We start from the raw sequence: 15,657 nt of genomic DNA on the forward strand, positions 1-15,657 counted from the left end.
GTATGGATACCGCATTGCCTTTAATACTGGGAAAAATGCATAGTGTATTTGGCTACGTTGTACTGGGATTGGTGGTGTTGGAGTGGGTGATACTGGTGCTTACCCGTAAGATGGAGAGCAACCGCGAAGGATGGGTCAACATCTTCTCCTATGTGCTCGACAGCCTACCGGGCATTTTCCTGGGAAAGATCCTGATTTTCGGCACCATGATGTGGCTATACGAATACCGCTTGTGTACCCTGGGTTACGCCTGGTATATCTGGATACTGGCTTATTTCGTATACGATTTCATGTTCTGGCTCATTCATTACCTCGGACATAAAGTACGCTTTTTCTGGTGCATACACGGCGTACACCACACAGCGGAAGAAATGAAGCTGACGGTGGCGGTGCGTGGTTCCTTCCTGGGCATCCTGCATATACCGCTCACCATCATAGGCTTGCCATTACTGGGTTTTGATCCTTTTATGTTGTTTATAGTAGAGGCTATCGCGAGATTATATGGCCTTTATGAACATGTAAATGATCACTTCGACGAGATCGTAGGGAAACAGCGGTGGCTCGAAGTTTTTTTCGTGACACCTTCCGTTCACCGGGTACACCACGCTAAAAACCTGATCTACCTGGATCGTAACTACGGTGAAACATTCTCCATCTGGGACCGGATCTTCGGCACCTTCCAGACGGAGGTCAACGAGGTGAGGCCCGAATATGGACTACTCAATAATCATATCAACAGCAAAAACCTGTGGCAGGTGCAGGTAGGCCTCTGGAAAGACCTCTGGCAGGACGTTCGCACCGCCCCAGGCTGGAAAAATAAGCTCCGGTATATTTTGATGCCTCCTGGCTGGAATCACTACAATGGTGGTAAAATGGCCGCCGAATACCGGGAGGAAGGATGGCAACAGTTGAAAGCAAGGCACACCCGTAAACCAGTTACCCATTTAAACCCTTCAACATGAAAAATTTAACCGTAACTACCAAGGATATACCCGCGGAGGACTGGCAACAAACCAGCAACGTTCCTCCGGCAGCCCCATTGATAGTGGATATCACGGCCCGTGAATCTACCGCCATTCACTACATCGGGCAGAAGCTGATACGAGAATACGGCAGCTACGAGAATCCTGCTTTTCTGGCAACCTTACACCTCAATGCGTACCAGTTATTACCAGAACGCATTACCCGCATACTCAGTGCCTTTGGTACTGATTTTTCGGCCGGGCAGTATGGCGCCATTGTGTTTCGTGGCCTGATGCAGGTAGACCAGGAAGAGCTGGGCAAAACGCCTGCCAGCTGGAAGGAAATGGACCCCGGAAAGCTGCAAGCGTTTGGCTTCATCAGTAGCCTGATGCACGGTGCCGTGCCCAGCAAGCCGGTACAGTATTATGCCCAGCGAAAGGGCGGCGGTCTGCTGCATCCCATCATCCCGGATGAAAGTATGAACTACACACAAACAGGCAGCGGCTCCCGCACGGATTTGTTTGTACATACAGAAGATGCATTCCTCTTTAACCAGGCGGACTTCCTCAGTTTTTTATTCGTACGCAACGAGGAGCAGGTGCCCTCTACTTTATATTCCATCCGCTCGCATGGGGCCACTGACGACACTATGACCCCTTTGTTCCGGTCCTTGTATAAGTGCCCTAAGGATGCGAATTACAGCCAGGATACCGCTTTCGGAGAAGAAGTATCGACCGCCGTTTTATATGGCAACGATACCTATCCGTTTATCCGGTTTGATGCCGCTGAACAGATTTATAATACTGACGCCAATCAAACCGCCGAAGCGCTGCACCACCTGGAGGAATTCTGGAAGGTGGCGAAAACGCATATCTATAACGATTTTATCCCCCAGGCCGGCGATCTGATATTCGTGAACAATCATCTCTGCGCCCATGGCCGTAATGCTTTTATGGCGGGGTTCCGCAATGAAAACGGCACCATGGTACCTTGCGAACGCAGAATGATGCTGCGCATGATGAGTAAAACAAGTTTGATCGATATCCGTAATGTTACCCGCACCAATGATCCTTTCTTTATCATGGAAGAGCACTATGGTAGCGTATTCCAGGACCAATAAATACTTAAAATATGATTACTGAATCACTCGCTATAACATCCGAACGTACTACATCGCGGCATGCGCTGCTCAATGATATTTTTTACGAAGGCAGCGCCGGCGAATATAAGCAAGCCATAGAACAAGCCCGTGAAGCGGTGCTGCATTTCCTGGAAAATAATACCCAGCCCTTTTCCGGCGTAAAGCCAGCCACCATGAAAGCCGCTGTGGCGGCGGTGAACCTGGAGGCGCCACTGCAGAATTACGAGGAACTCATTGCAGAAGTGCATGATCTGTATATCCAGCATGCTACCGCATTTCATTTGCCGCAATACATTGCGCACCTCAACTGTCCTGTAGTCATTCCTGCGCTGGCAGCGGAGGTAATTATCAGTGCTGTCAACTCCTCCCAGGATACCTACGACCAAAGCGCCGGCGGCACTTTCATAGAGCGCCGCATGGTGGACTGGACCTGTGAGCAACTGGGATTTGGTAATCTGGGAGATGGAATCTTCACCGGTGGAGGATCGCAGAGTAACCTGATGGGGTTGCTGCTGGCACGTGATCACTTCGCGCTGCGGACAGACGGTGTAAATATCAAGAAAGATGGATTACCGCCGAACGCACAGCGCTACCGCATTTTTGTGGCGGATACTGCCCATTTCAGCAACCAGAAGAATGCTTCCCTTATGGGGCTTGGTGAGCAGGCGGTCATCAAAGTAAAAACGGATCAGCGTTTTCGTATGGACACCGCCGCACTGCGGCAGGCCATCGAAACGGAACTGGCCGCCGGAAATATTCCTATCGCCATCGTAGCCACCGCTGGTACCACTGATTTCGGCAACATCGATCCGCTGAGAGAAATCGCCGCGCTGGCCACCTACTATCAGTTATGGATGCACGTAGATGCTGCCTATGGCTGTGGACTGCTGCTGAGCAGCAAGTACCGCCACAGACTCAATGGCATTGAGCTGGCAGACTCGGTAACGGTGGACTATCATAAATCCTTTTTCCAGCCTATCAGCAGCAGCGCCTTCCTCGTAAAAGAAAAGGATACGCTCAAAATTGTACAACACCATGCGGACTACCTCAATCCTGCCGAACAGGATTATGAGGAGCTGCCGGCTCAAATCAATAAATCCATTACCCAGAGTACCCGCCGCTTTGATGCGCTCAAACTATGGTGTACGCTGCGTTTGATGGGAAAAGAGCAACTGGGGATTTATACCGATATGATGATCGAAACCACAGCCGCTACGGCCGCACTATTGCAGCAGGAAGAAGATTTTGAACTTTTGTCTGATTCCGACCTGGGAGTGCTCGTATTCCGCTTTGCACCAGCCCGCGGCATTGCTGATTTGTCGGCACTGAATCTCTCCATAAAAAAATCCTTGTTTTTTGATGGTACTATACAGGTTGCCAGCACAAAGGTAAAAGGGGAGTTCTATCTGAAATTTACCATCCTGAATCCGTTGACTACGGTGGCGCATACACGCGACATACTTGAAGCGATTAAGACGCGTGGATTTGAGCTGATAGGCTAAATAATAGGTCATGCAGAAAAGAGGTATGGGCGTAAGCCCGTGCCTCTTTCCGTGTTTCATAGGGTGCCGAAGGCATCCGGTGAAACACGGAAAAATACCCGCTGAAATAATATAGCGTTAACATCCGGCCTTTCCACTTCACATCCCCCTATAAATAGTGGCTCGTGAAATTGTAGTAGTATATTTGTATATATGATTATTGTGACCAGCCGGTTGGCGTTCTGTCCCAGCGGTGTTTTTTCAGTTCCGCCAGCAGCGCTGGTGACAGGCCTTTACCATCGCTGGCGCCCATGTTGGCATTCACATTCCTGATTTTACGCATGCCCGGAATAGTGGTGCTGATATCCGGATTGCTGAGGATGAAGCGCAGCGCCATTTCAGGCATCGTCATGCCTTGCGGAATCAGTGGCCTCAGTGCGTCAGCATGTTCTACGCTGCTGTTCAGATTCTCTGGTACGAAATAGCTGGCGCGCCAGTCGCCTGCCGGAAACGTAGTTTCTTTCGTGAAAGTGCCGGTGAGTGTACCTTCATCAAAAGGCACCCTGGCAATCACCGCGATATTTTTTGCGCGGCAGAGCGGCAACAGGTTGTCTTCCGGCGCCTGGTCAAAAATATTATAGATCACCTGTACCGAATCGATCAGATCAGTTTTTAATGTTTCCAGGCAGTTATCCGGCTCCCAGCGGTTTACGCTGATGCCCCAGTGTTTCACTTTACCTTGTTGCTGTAGTTTGGTAATAGCTTCTTTCCATTCGTCCTGGTTGGCCCAGTGGTCCTCCCATACGTGGAATTGCTGCAGGTCGATGCAATCTACACCAAGATTTTTCAGACTTTTCTCCGTGTATTCAACGATGTAATCAGCCGGAAATACATCCTGGAGGGAGTATTCAGGTTTGGATGGCCATTTCCTGTTTTTCGGTGGTATTTTAGTGGCGGCGTAGAGTCGTTTTCCTGCATGACGTTTCATGGTTTTGTTCAGTATCTCTTCGCTCAGGCCTTCGCCGTATCCCCAGGCAGTATCAAAGAAGTTGCAGCCCAGTTCAATTGCCTGGTCCAGTGCTGCATTTACTTCCGCCTCTTCTGAGCCCGTCCAGCCTGCCATTCCCCACATGCCGTAGCCTATTTCACTCACGTTCCAGCCGGTTCTTCCAAATACCCTGTATTCCATTGTAAGCTATTTTTTTAGTTGAAAATTTACAAGGCTTAAATATAAATGTTTGCAGTTATTTTTTTAGTTATTCTGCCAGCAGGGATTTAAGGAAGTTTTCAAATTTCCGGTTGCTGTAATCCTTTGCACCGGTGTAGCGGGCGCGGATGTTGCCTTGTTTGTCGATCACAACGGTTGTTGGTAAAGTGCCATCGTAAACGGTGGCAGGAATACCGCTGGTGGTCTTGAATACAGGCAGGCTATAGCCCTGGCTTTCCATGAATTTTTTTGATACGGAGAGTTTCCTGTCAGCGTCTACTGCAAGGAACACGACCTCATTTTTATATTTTTCATATAGGGCCTGGAGAGAAGGAAGCTCCGCCCGGCATGGTGGACACCAGGTTGCCCAGAAGTTCAGGATGATCACCTTACCCTTCAATTGCTCTGTTTCCACAGTGGTTTCCTGACTGTCTTTAAAAGACATGGACGGTGCTTTCGTAACAGGAGCGGAGGGTACAGCAGGCTGGAATAAACCTGCTTTCATGAGGCCTCTGATCACATAGGATTTAGTGCCAGGACTTACCAGCATTAGTATCACAAAAATCAGCAATAGGGCATTCAGGATCGTGCTCCTTTCGAACCATTTCTTTTTCATAAACATCACTTACACTTCAATTTTTCGTCCCAAAAGTACAAAATACTATCAGGATCATTATGTACATCAGAATCCATTATCTGTCCATTGGGCAAGTAACGATGAATGATGAATTTTACATCATCGGAAACGGAAAATTTTTTAACATGAAAGCGAACATAGGTTTAAGCGAAGCAAACTCCCAGGCAGTTGGATTATTATTGAACGGTTTGCTGGCAGACGAGCAGGTATTGTATCATAAGGTAAGAAACTATCACTGGAATGTTACCGGTACAAACATGATTGAGCTGCACAAATTTTATGAAGAGCAGTATAATGAGCTGGCAGAAGTAATTGATGATACGGCGGAGCGTATCCGTAAAGTAGGCCACTTTGCGATGGGGCGTATGGAAGATTATCTGAAGCTAACTAGTCTGCTGGAAGGTGAGAGCACCAGTGAACGCGTACAGCAATGGACCAACCTGCTGAATGATCATGAAACATTGGTAAGGGAAATCAAGCAAAGGATTATTACTACGGAAGGATTCAATGATCCGGGTACCGTGGACTTTCTGACAAACGTGCTGAAAGTACATGAAAAATGGGCCTGGATGATCCGTGCTTATCTTAGTTAACTTCAAAATTTCAACATTATGTTTAGCCAGGAATTCGAATGCCAGTTACCACTGGTGGTGGCGGAGCTCATGCCCTTTGCGATCAAGCTTACTCGTAACAGAGATGCCGCTCAGGACCTTTGCCAGGAAACCCTTTGCCGGGCATTGATGAACAAGGATAAATTCGCACCCGGCACCAGCATGGAAGCGTGGCTGCTGGTGATCATGCGGAATATCTTTCTGAATAATTACCGGAGAAAGCAACTGCACGACAAATTTGAAAGCTACAGCAAGCATGAGGTAGCACATGCGGCCGACCGCAACCTGCACAATAACAGCACCGAAATGGCGCTCACCCTCAAAGAACTGCAGGAAGGCATGGATGGCCTGCCAGGTAAGTTCAAAATAACTTTTCAGCTATATAGTCAGGGCTATAAATACCAGGAAATTGCAGATATGATGAAAGAGCCGATGGGTACCATCAAAAGCCGTATCCATATGGCCAAGCGAATGCTCAGAAATAATGTGCCCGCATGGGCAGAAGCGCATGCATAAGTGACGACAACCGACGCCGGGCCAGGCAAAAGTACCAGGTTTTTGCCGGCCGGTTGGATTGTCGGGATACCCCTGTAAAATGTCGCTTTGACCCCCTGATGATTTGCGTAAGAGTAAGTACGTTTGTACCAGTATAAAAACTGATTATTATGCAAAAGATCATCCCATTTTTGTGGTTTAACGGTCAGGCTGAAGAAGCGACCAACTTTTACACCGGCATCTTCAAAAATTCAAAGATTGTCAATGTTAGCCGCATGCCGGGCCAGGAGCCGGGACAGCAGGGGCCTGTGTTCTCCACCATCTTCGAATTAGAAAGTCAAACGTTCTACGCTTTAAATGGAGGCCCGCAATTCAATTTTACACCCGCCATCTCATTGTTTGTTAACTGCTTTACCCAGGCAGAAGTAGATGAGCTGTGGGAAAAACTTACCGCCGATGGTGGTCAGGAAAGTCGCTGCGGTTGGCTTACTGATAAGTACGGCATATCCTGGCAAATCATTCCCGTACAGTTAGGTCAGTATATGGGAGATAAAGATCCCGCAAAAGCCGGCAGGGTTATGCAGGCCATGATGGGAATGGGGAAGCTGGACATCCAGGCACTTACAGATGCGTATAATGGGGTAGGCGCAGGGGTGTAATGCGTGGGACTATTCTAAGGCATAAACTGCTGTAATTTCCTCACTGGACGCCTGGTATTACGACCACCATGTAGGAAGTGCATACTTTCCCAACTCGCTCCATTTACCACTGAATGATCTGCAACAGTATTTTCCAGCCGGATTGCGTATGGTTCCATACGCGCATATAATTATTTCTTTTACTGCCCTCCAGCGTGTAGCCATACACGTAACCCAGGTCCCGGTCCTCAGAGAGGCCGCCGGCTACCGGTTTAAACATAATTCTGCCATGTACCTGGCTGATGGCCTGCATGATGCTGGTACTGTCGTGCAACGGTGGATACCCTTCCAGGTTAAACCAGGTGGCCCCATCAATGTATTCACTAAAGGCCAGGTTGCCGGCAGTCTGATAGGATTTCAGGAACCTGGCTTCTACTTCCCGGATATCCCCGATGCCGGAAGGTAAGGAACTCACCTTCGCAACTTTGGTATTGCTGATAGTATCCACCTTGGAGCGGGGTGTAGATACGCCGATGTCCAATACTACTTTCCAGTTACCATAGGCATCCTTTGCCCAGATGCTGCTGAATTGCCCACGGTCGGCGGCGGAGTCGCTCCCCGGTGCACGTAGTTCATAAGGGCCGGTTGTGAAGCCGGTATTGCCGCTCAATGCCGTGTAATAGTAAACTGGTTTCCAGATCAGCTGCACATCTGTATCCGGTTGTTTCCAGACCTGCTGGCGGCCATTTTGGATCATCCCATTCTGGAAGGTAACAGCCGTACTGTCCAGGTAACGCAGGAAGGCCCGCTTCATGCCAGAATCCTTGGCAAGGGTAGCAAACGAAGTTTCAGCTTCTGTGATACGTTGCTGTGCAGATACCGTTGTGGCGAATAATAGGATAAATAACAGGTAGCGCATGTCGGTGTATTGAAATAACTGCGACTAATTTGGGGTTAGCCGGTAAAAATTATTGAAACGAAAATAACGAAAACAGGATAAAGAAATTAGCACTTTAGTACTATTAGTTGCGATTTTACCATCAGTTTATCGATAATTACGAAAATGGATAAGTTTTGGTTGCTTTTTAATAATATTTCAAAAATGAAACTGCGGCATTATCGCTTTTGCATCTTATGTGGTTGATATTGCATGAAATGGACATCGTCAAGTAAATATAATTGCCTGAGTCAACCAAATGTATGACTGGGACTTTTTAAATAGAATCCCTGATATCTCCCTAAGTAATAAAAAAATTACTGTACCTGCCATAGATAGTGTAACAATGGGCAATAGATCCAAATAATAAAAGTTATAATCCGGGAAGACGGAAATCCTTCTGCATCAGGAATCCCGTAGGCTGCCCTTAACACACACCATATTCAAAAGTTTCTCAAAACTATTTTTTGAACAATTGTTTAATACATTTGTTTAATTGAAAAAACGCATCTACTTTTATGTAGTAAAATAGTAAAGACATGGCAAAAGCAACCAGGAAGAAAAAAGATCCGGATGCCTCCGCAGAAGAGAAGATCCTCAGCGCAGCCAGAGTGGTATTTACCCGCAACGGCTACGCCGCCACAACGGTGAGGGACATTGCCGCGGAAGCGGATCTCAACTTCTCCCTTGTCAACTATTACTTCCGCAGCAAGGAAAAGTTGTACGACCTGGTCATGAAAGATGCCATCCGGCAGTTGTTGTACAGCATCAAATATTTACTGGATGAACCGCAAACCACCCCGCAGGAAAAAATTGACCTGCTATGTGTGAGGTGGATAGACATGCTGCTGGAGCACCCCGACCTGCCCCTGTTCGTCATGAACGGCGTGGCCAACAGCTCCAACGACATCACAAAAGAACTGGTAGAGAATAATGTTTTCCTTACTTCCTATTTCGTTAAACAATTAATGGAGTTACACGGTAAAGGAAAATTGAAAATAGCGCCCCTGCACCTGGTCATGAACCTGGTGAGTATGCTCAGCCTGCCATTTGTAGCCCGGCACCTGTTGCTTAAAACAGGAGCAGTGGACATGAAAATGTTCAGGGCCATGATGGAAGAACGTAAGACGCACATCCCCGGATGGATTAAGTTAATGATGTAACATCTTTATTCCTGGATATATGACGCATAAGCTAACCTCCCTTAAGCTGGTGTTATTAATGACATTCCCTGCTGTAATGGCTGCGGCGCAAGACCCCATGCTTACATTGGAACAATGTCATACCCTGGCAGAACAGAATTATCCGTTAATCAAACGATATGAGCTTATAGCTGCAAGTCGAAACTACTCCCTGTCGAACGCAGGAAAAGTGTATCTACCCCAGCTGACTGTAGCAGGTTCGGCTACCTATCAGTCTGATGTGGTTGCCTTTCCTATTGAGTTCCCACCTGGTTTTGGTGTAACCATACCAAGCCTGGCAAAGGATCAGTATAAGTTGACCGCCGAAGTACAGCAGACTATTTTTGATGGCAATAATTCCCGTTTCCAAAAGGAAGCTATTAAAGCCAATGCAGAGGCAGAGCGGCAGGGCGTTGCTGTCAACCTCTATGCTATCCGTGAACGAATCAACCAGTTATATTTTTCAATTCTCCTGATGAATGAGCAACTCCGGCAGAATGACCTCAGACTGTCGGATCTGGACAACGCAATTGGAAAAGTTAGTGCAGCTTACCGGAATGGTACAGCCTATCGAAGCAATGTGGATGAATTAAAGGCAGAACGGTCCGCCGCTAAAACGCAGGAAATAACGTTTGTGGCTAACCGTAGTGCGTATACGCAAATGCTCGGACTCTTTATCGGACGGCAGTTAGCCGATACCATTAAGCTGTTGATGCCAGAAGAGCAGTCGGTATTAGGTAACATAAATCGTCCGGAGCTCGCTTGGTACGCTTATCGCCGCAGCGTAGCAGACGCACAGGAACAACAGCTGAAGTCCGACCACCTTCCCAGGTTCAATGCATTTTTTCAGGGCGGCTATGGCAGACCTACACTTAATATCCTGGATAATGCCTTTGGTCCCTGGTATTTTACCGGGCTTAGAATGAACTGGAATTTTGGTAGCCTATACAGCCTCAAAAATAACCGGCGTATCATAGAAAATAACCGTAAGTCCATCAGCGTGGAGGAGGAAACTTTCCTGTTCAATACCAATATGAACCTGACGCAGCAGCGCACAGAAGTGAAAAAATTCCATGAAATGATTGCGGAAGACGAGGAAGCTATTGGCTTCCGGACTTCAGTGAAGCAATCCGCCAAAGCGCAGCTGGAAAACGGTGTGATCACGGTACATGACTATATCGGTCAGCTCAATGCGGAAAACCAGGCCAGGCAACTGCTCATCCTCCACAAACTGCAACTGCTGCAAGCTACTTATCAATATAAATTTACTTCCGGTAATTAATAATAGTATACATGAAACAGATACTTTGTATTGCTGCTGTACTGGCCCTGCTATCTGCCTGTACTAATAAAACCAGGCAAGCAGATGCCTCCGGCAATTTTGAAGCAGATGAAGTAATTGTATCCGCCCAGCAAAACGGAGAACTGCTGTCCTTTCAGGTTCCTGAAGGAAGTGCACTTCGTGCAGGCGATACCGTAGGACAGATAGATGTAAAAATTCCTTCCCTGCAGAAAGCACAGGTAGAAGCGAGTATAGCAGCATTGCAGGAAAAGACGAGTAGTCCCGCCGAAAAGAACCAGCTGGTAAAAAAGCAGCTGGCAGTGCAGGAAGCTCAACTGGCGCAGCTGATACGCGAACAGCAACGTACCGAAAACCTGGTAAAAGAAGATGCCGCCACCCGTAAGCAGCTCGATGATATGAACAGCCAGGTGGACCAGATGCGTAAACAGATTGCCGCTACCCGGCAGCAGATTAACCTGGACGACTATACGACTGGTGTGCAAAACAGGTCCGTGCTCAGCGAAAAAGCGCCGCTGCAGATGGCTGCCGCACAATACAATGAACAGATACGCAAAGGACTGATCATCAACCCTATCACCGGTGTAGTGCTCACCCGCTATGCCTTACAGGGGGAGCTGGCCACAGTGGGCAAACCACTGTATAAGATTGCCAACACCGATACGCTTTATCTCAGGGCATACGCCGATGGTACGCAGCTGCCGCAGATCAAAATCGGTCAGCAGGTGCAGGTGCGCATTGACCAGGGCAAAAAAGAATATAAATCATATACCGGCACCATCACCTGGATAGCCGCTAAATCAGAGTTTACCCCGAAAACGATTCAGACGAAAAATGAAAGGGCCAACCTGGTGTATGCGATTAAAATAAAAGTACCCAATGATGGGGTCCTGAAAATAGGTATGTACGGCGAGGCGCTCTGGTCACAACAATAAATCAATGATTATGGATGCAGTAGTGCTGGATGGTATCACGAAAACATATGCCGATGGAAAAATTCTGGCGGTAGATCATGTTTCCCTGACGGTGAAACGGGGAGAGCTGTTTGGCCTGATAGGCCCTGACGGCGCCGGCAAAACCAGCATCTTCCGTATACTCACCACCTTGTTGCTGGCAGATAAAGGTACAGCTTCGGTGCAAGGCCTGCATGTAGTGAAAGATTACCGGCAGATACGGAAAATACTGGGTTATATGCCAGGTAAATTCTCCCTGTACCAGGACCTGACCGTACACGAAAACCTGACTTTTTTTGCGACCCTCTTTGATACTACCATCGAAGAGAACTATGATATCATCCGCGATATTTATGAGCAGCTGAAGCCTTTCAGCGACCGCCGGGCAGGCAAACTTTCCGGCGGTATGAAACAGAAGCTGGCATTGTGTTGTGCGCTGATACATAAGCCGGAGGTGCTGTTCCTCGATGAGCCAACCACCGGGGTGGATGTGGTGTCGCGCAGGGAGTTCTGGGACATACTGGCGCGACTCAAAAGCATGGGCATCACCATTCTCGTGTCCACCCCTTACATGGATGAAGCAGGTTTATGCGAAAGGATTGCACTGATCCAGGCGGGGAGTATTATGCAAATTGATACGCCGGATAATATTATACATAGCTATCCCGTACGACTATACGCTGCTAAGTCGGCCAATATTTACGGCCTGCTGAAAGACATGCGTGATAATGCTTCCGTGGAAAGCTGCTTTGCATTTGGCGAGTACCTGCACCTCACGTTGAAGGAGGACAGCGGTCATGCGGTAACGGAGCTGGAGGCGTTTGCACAACAGAAAGGGCATACCGGTATTGCGGTAAAGGAGATATCGCCGGGCATTGAAGATACTTTTATCCGTTTGATGAATCAAAAATCGCAATAATATGGCAGAGCAGGTGATTGTATGCAACGAACTGACCAAGCGTTTCGGCGATTTTTACGCTGTAAACAAAATAACGTTTGAGGTAACTAAGGGAGAGATTTTTGGGTTCCTTGGGGCCAATGGCGCCGGTAAAACCACGGCCATGCGTATACTGTGCGGCCTCTCGTACCCAACCAGCGGAACGGCTACCGTAGCGGGATTTGATGTGTACCGGCAGCAGGACCAGATCAAAAGAAATATCGGTTATATGAGTCAGAAGTTTTCTTTGTATGAAAACCTGACCATCGTTGAAAATATTGAATTTTACGGAGGTGTGTATGGGCTGAGCAGGGCGGTGATAAAGGAGCGGAGTGGGGAGTTGATCCAAACACTGGGTCTGGAAAAAGAAGCTAAAAAACTCGTTGGGTCGTTGCCGTTAGGCTGGAAGCAGAAGCTGGCATTTTCAGTGGCCATTTTTCACCGGCCGCAGATAGTGTTCCTGGATGAGCCTACGGGCGGGGTGGACCCTGTTACCCGCCGGCAGTTCTGGGATATGATATACGAAGCCGCTGCCAGTGGTATCACGGTATTTGTAACCACCCACTATATGGATGAAGCAGAATATTGCAACAGGGTAACGATCATGGTAGATGGTAAAATTGAAGCGCTGGATGCTCCGCAGGCCCTGAAACAACGGTTCCAGGCAGCAAACATGGAAGAAGTATTTTATCAGCTGGCCAGATCGGCCAAACGTTCATCAGACTGATTAACTTATGAAACAGTTACTGGTATTTATCCGTAAAGAGTTTTACCACGTGTTCCGCGACCGGCGCACGTTGCTGATTATGTTTGGTTTGCCGGTGGCGCAGATCCTGCTGTTTGGCTATGCCCTTACCAGCGAGGTGAAAAATGCCGATATCGTGATCAGCGATCAGGCCAAAGATGCCAATACAGCCAAAATTATCAGTAAGATAAAATCATCATCCTACTTTATTGTACACGAAGAGCAACTGGCAGGACCCGCTATAGACGCCGCTTTTAAGAAGGGCACTATCAAATGCGTATTGATATTTCCGCCCCGGTTTGGCGACGACCTGCGTCATGACGGCAAAGCCAGCGTGCAGATTATTGCCGATGGTTCCGATCCCAATACTGCAAAAACGCTGGTGAATTATTTATCGATGATCATGCTTAACTACCAGCAGGATCTGGCGGGTGGAGGAGGAGCGCCGATAGGTATCATCCCTGAATTGCGGATGTTGTACAACCCGGAAGACAACGGTTCACTTAATTTCATTCCTGGGGTGATAGCGCTGATTTTTATGATCGTATGTGCCACGCTTACCTCCGTATCAGTGGTGAGGGAGAAGGAACTGGGCACGATGGAAATCCTGCTGGTATCGCCTTTTCATCCGATGATGGTGCTGATTGCGAAAGCGATTCCGTACCTGGTGTTATCGCTGGTGAACTTCACTTTTATTTTGATATTGTCTGTAGGCTTCCTGGATATTGAGGTGAAAGGCAGCCTGCTGTTATTGTTTGCGGAGAGTACTTTATTCATCATTACCTGTTTGTCGGTGGGCTTGCTGATCAGCAATATCGCTTCTTCGCAACAGGCGGCCATGCTCATTTCCATGATGGGTATGATGTTGCCTACGTTGCTGCTCACAGGATTTATGTATCCACTGGAGAACATGCCATTGGTATTACAGGTGATTTCAAATGTGGTTCCGTCGAGGTGGTATTACCTGATTGTAAAAGCGGTGATGCTGAAGGGGCTGGGCTTTAGTGCTGTTTGGCGGGAAACCCTGGTGCTGGCAGGGATGACGGTGGGGTTATTGTCGCTCGCATTACTGAAATTTAAAACCAGACTGGAATGAAGAAACTCGGGTTTTTGTTGCAGAAGGAGTTCAGGCAGATATTACGGGACCGGATTATTCTCGTGATGATCTTTGCCATGCCTACTATTCAGCTGATCATACTGCCGCTGGCGGCCAATTTTGAGGTGAAAGACATTAAAGTGGTGGTGGTAGATCATGATCATAGCACCCTTACCCAGCGCATGCTGAGCAAGCTGGGGGCGAGTGGCTATTTCCGTATAACCGGTGCCGTTAGTTCATATCAGGAGGCGCTGCATTATGTGGAGCGCAATGATGCCGACGTGGTGTTGGAGATTCCGGCGAATTTTGAGCGTAATCTGGTGCGGGAAGGACGGCAGCAGGTGTCGTTGTCCATTGACGCCATTAATGGCGCGAGGGCCTCTATTGGCGGCGCATATCTGAACAGTATAATCGCGGATTTTAGCCAGGGTATGGACCTTGATTTTGTACGGGCGGCACATCCCGTAGCGGCACGTATGCCGGTGATCAACGTGATGTATAATACCTGGTACAATCCGAGGGAGCAGTATAAATACTACATGGTGCCGGGGATATTTGTGTTGCTGCTTACACTGATCGGTGGTTTTATGGCGGCGCTCAATATTGTGAAGGAGAAGGAGATAGGCACTATTGAGCAGATCAACGTAACGCCTATACGCAAATGGGAATTTATCAGTGGTAAGCTGATTCCGTTCTGGCTGATGGGGCTGATCATATTTACAATTGGATTGCTGGTGGCCTATGTGGTGTATGGCATTGCTTCCGTAGGGCCGTTATGGTTATTGTACCTGTTTGCGGCTGTATACCTGGTAGCCTTGCTGGGCTTTGGTTTGCTGATATCTACTTTTAGTGCCAACCAGGTGCAGGCGATGTTTCTGGCCTTCTTTTTTATGATGATATTTATGCTGATGAGCGGGTTGTTTACGGCCACGGAAAGCATGCCCGGCTGGGCGCGCACGATATCGGCGCTTACCCCTGTGACACATTTTGTAAAGGTGATACGGATGGTAATGCTGAAGGGGAGCGGCTTTGCGGATGTACAGCTGGAGTTCTGGTATGAGGTGGCGTTTGCGTTGGTGCTGAATGCCTGGGCGGTATTTAACTACAAAAAGACGAGTTGATGCTGCAGTTGCTGGTGTGGAACACCCGTTGATTTTTCGCTCATCCCAACGGCGTTTGCGAAGGAGCTGCAAATGCGAGCTCTCCGCGTGCAAAGGCACACTCCGTGCACCGTGCTGCCGCTGAACAGGTAGGGGAGGAACGGAGAACGGCTTGCCTTTCAAGATAAGTTAACCCCGGTTTACGAAAACGTTTGCTATGCTATATTTCAACGCT

At 48.1% G+C, this 15,657-nt stretch carries 16 protein-coding genes; 13 read left to right on the forward strand and 3 right to left on the reverse strand.

Annotated elements, in window-relative coordinates; translation table 11 throughout:
• The first annotated feature begins 2 nt into the window (after positions 1-2).
• Genes KW844_RS08005 through KW844_RS08015 form a run of 3 tightly spaced genes read left to right on the forward strand, consistent with a single transcriptional unit; the run spans position 3 to position 3,606 of the window.
• Positions 3-962, forward strand: a complete 960-nt coding sequence (locus KW844_RS08005; RefSeq protein WP_218376192.1) for a sterol desaturase family protein — start codon at positions 3-5, stop codon at positions 960-962.
• The gene (locus tag KW844_RS08010) at positions 959-2,083 is read left to right on the forward strand and encodes a TauD/TfdA family dioxygenase (RefSeq protein ID WP_218376193.1); all 1,125 of its coding nucleotides are present in this window, start codon (positions 959-961) and stop codon (positions 2,081-2,083) included. The genes KW844_RS08005 and KW844_RS08010 overlap by 4 nt, the downstream gene beginning before the upstream one ends.
• A gap of 11 nt (positions 2,084-2,094) precedes the next feature.
• Positions 2,095-3,606: an aspartate aminotransferase family protein gene (locus tag KW844_RS08015; RefSeq protein WP_218376194.1), complete on the forward strand. Its 1,512-nt coding sequence runs from the start codon at positions 2,095-2,097 to the stop codon at positions 3,604-3,606.
• A gap of 196 nt (positions 3,607-3,802) precedes the next feature.
• On the opposite strand, the gene KW844_RS08020 is transcribed toward KW844_RS08015, so the two are convergent.
• Both KW844_RS08020 and KW844_RS08025 read right to left on the reverse strand, forming a co-directional pair.
• A complete protein-coding gene (locus tag KW844_RS08020; protein WP_218376195.1) occupies positions 3,803-4,774 on the reverse strand; it encodes an aldo/keto reductase in 972 nt (323 codons plus the stop codon).
• Positions 4,775-4,841: 67 nt separating this feature from the next.
• A complete protein-coding gene (locus tag KW844_RS08025; RefSeq protein WP_218376196.1) occupies positions 4,842-5,408 on the reverse strand; it encodes a TlpA disulfide reductase family protein in 567 nt (188 codons plus the stop codon).
• Between the two features lie 146 nt (positions 5,409-5,554).
• On the opposite strand from KW844_RS08025, the gene KW844_RS08030 reads away from it, so the two are divergent.
• The 3 genes from KW844_RS08030 (at position 5,555) to KW844_RS08040 (ending at position 7,194) form a co-directional block, all read left to right on the forward strand.
• Entirely contained in the window at positions 5,555-6,022 is a 468-nt protein-coding gene (locus KW844_RS08030; RefSeq protein ID WP_218376197.1) for a Dps family protein, read from the forward strand.
• Between the two features lie 18 nt (positions 6,023-6,040).
• Positions 6,041-6,556 carry an RNA polymerase sigma factor gene (locus KW844_RS08035; protein ID WP_218376198.1) on the forward strand — a complete coding sequence of 172 codons (516 nt, stop codon included), beginning with the start codon at positions 6,041-6,043 and terminating at the stop codon, positions 6,554-6,556.
• Positions 6,557-6,705: 149 nt separating this feature from the next.
• Positions 6,706-7,194 carry a VOC family protein gene (locus KW844_RS08040; protein ID WP_218376199.1) on the forward strand — a complete coding sequence of 163 codons (489 nt, stop codon included), beginning with the start codon at positions 6,706-6,708 and terminating at the stop codon, positions 7,192-7,194.
• Between the two features lie 103 nt (positions 7,195-7,297).
• Here the strand turns inward: KW844_RS08040 and KW844_RS08045 are convergent, their stop codons facing one another.
• The gene (locus KW844_RS08045; RefSeq protein WP_218376200.1) at positions 7,298-8,092 is read right to left on the reverse strand and encodes a hypothetical protein; all 795 of its coding nucleotides are present in this window, start codon (positions 8,090-8,092) and stop codon (positions 7,298-7,300) included.
• A gap of 557 nt (positions 8,093-8,649) precedes the next feature.
• Between KW844_RS08045 and KW844_RS08050 the strand changes: the two genes are divergently transcribed.
• From KW844_RS08050 to KW844_RS08080, 7 genes are read left to right on the forward strand one after another with little or no spacing between them, the layout of a single operon-like run.
• The gene (locus KW844_RS08050; RefSeq protein WP_218376201.1) at positions 8,650-9,273 is read left to right on the forward strand and encodes a TetR/AcrR family transcriptional regulator; all 624 of its coding nucleotides are present in this window, start codon (positions 8,650-8,652) and stop codon (positions 9,271-9,273) included.
• 19 nt (positions 9,274-9,292) lie between these two features.
• Positions 9,293-10,573 (forward strand): TolC family protein, encoded by a 1,281-nt coding sequence (locus KW844_RS08055; RefSeq protein ID WP_255578289.1) that lies wholly within the window; start codon positions 9,293-9,295, stop codon positions 10,571-10,573.
• An 11-nt stretch (positions 10,574-10,584) separates the two neighbouring features.
• Complete coding sequence (locus KW844_RS08060) at positions 10,585-11,526, forward strand: HlyD family secretion protein (protein WP_218376202.1); 942 nt, start codon at positions 10,585-10,587, stop codon at positions 11,524-11,526.
• Between the two features lie 10 nt (positions 11,527-11,536).
• Positions 11,537-12,463 carry an ABC transporter ATP-binding protein gene (locus KW844_RS08065; RefSeq protein WP_218376203.1) on the forward strand — a complete coding sequence of 309 codons (927 nt, stop codon included), beginning with the start codon at positions 11,537-11,539 and terminating at the stop codon, positions 12,461-12,463.
• A gap of 1 nt (position 12,464) precedes the next feature.
• Positions 12,465-13,208 (forward strand): ABC transporter ATP-binding protein, encoded by a 744-nt coding sequence (locus tag KW844_RS08070; protein ID WP_218376204.1) that lies wholly within the window; start codon positions 12,465-12,467, stop codon positions 13,206-13,208.
• A gap of 7 nt (positions 13,209-13,215) precedes the next feature.
• Entirely contained in the window at positions 13,216-14,322 is a 1,107-nt protein-coding gene (locus tag KW844_RS08075; protein ID WP_218376205.1) for an ABC transporter permease, read from the forward strand.
• Positions 14,319-15,443 carry an ABC transporter permease gene (locus tag KW844_RS08080; RefSeq protein ID WP_218376206.1) on the forward strand — a complete coding sequence of 375 codons (1,125 nt, stop codon included), beginning with the start codon at positions 14,319-14,321 and terminating at the stop codon, positions 15,441-15,443. Before KW844_RS08075 ends, KW844_RS08080 begins: the two co-directional genes overlap by 4 nt.
• The last annotated feature ends 214 nt before the right edge of the window (positions 15,444-15,657 follow it).

Origin of the sequence: Chitinophaga sp. sic0106, from assembly GCF_019219075.1 — a bacterium.
Lineage (GTDB): Bacteria > Bacteroidota > Bacteroidia > Chitinophagales > Chitinophagaceae > Chitinophaga.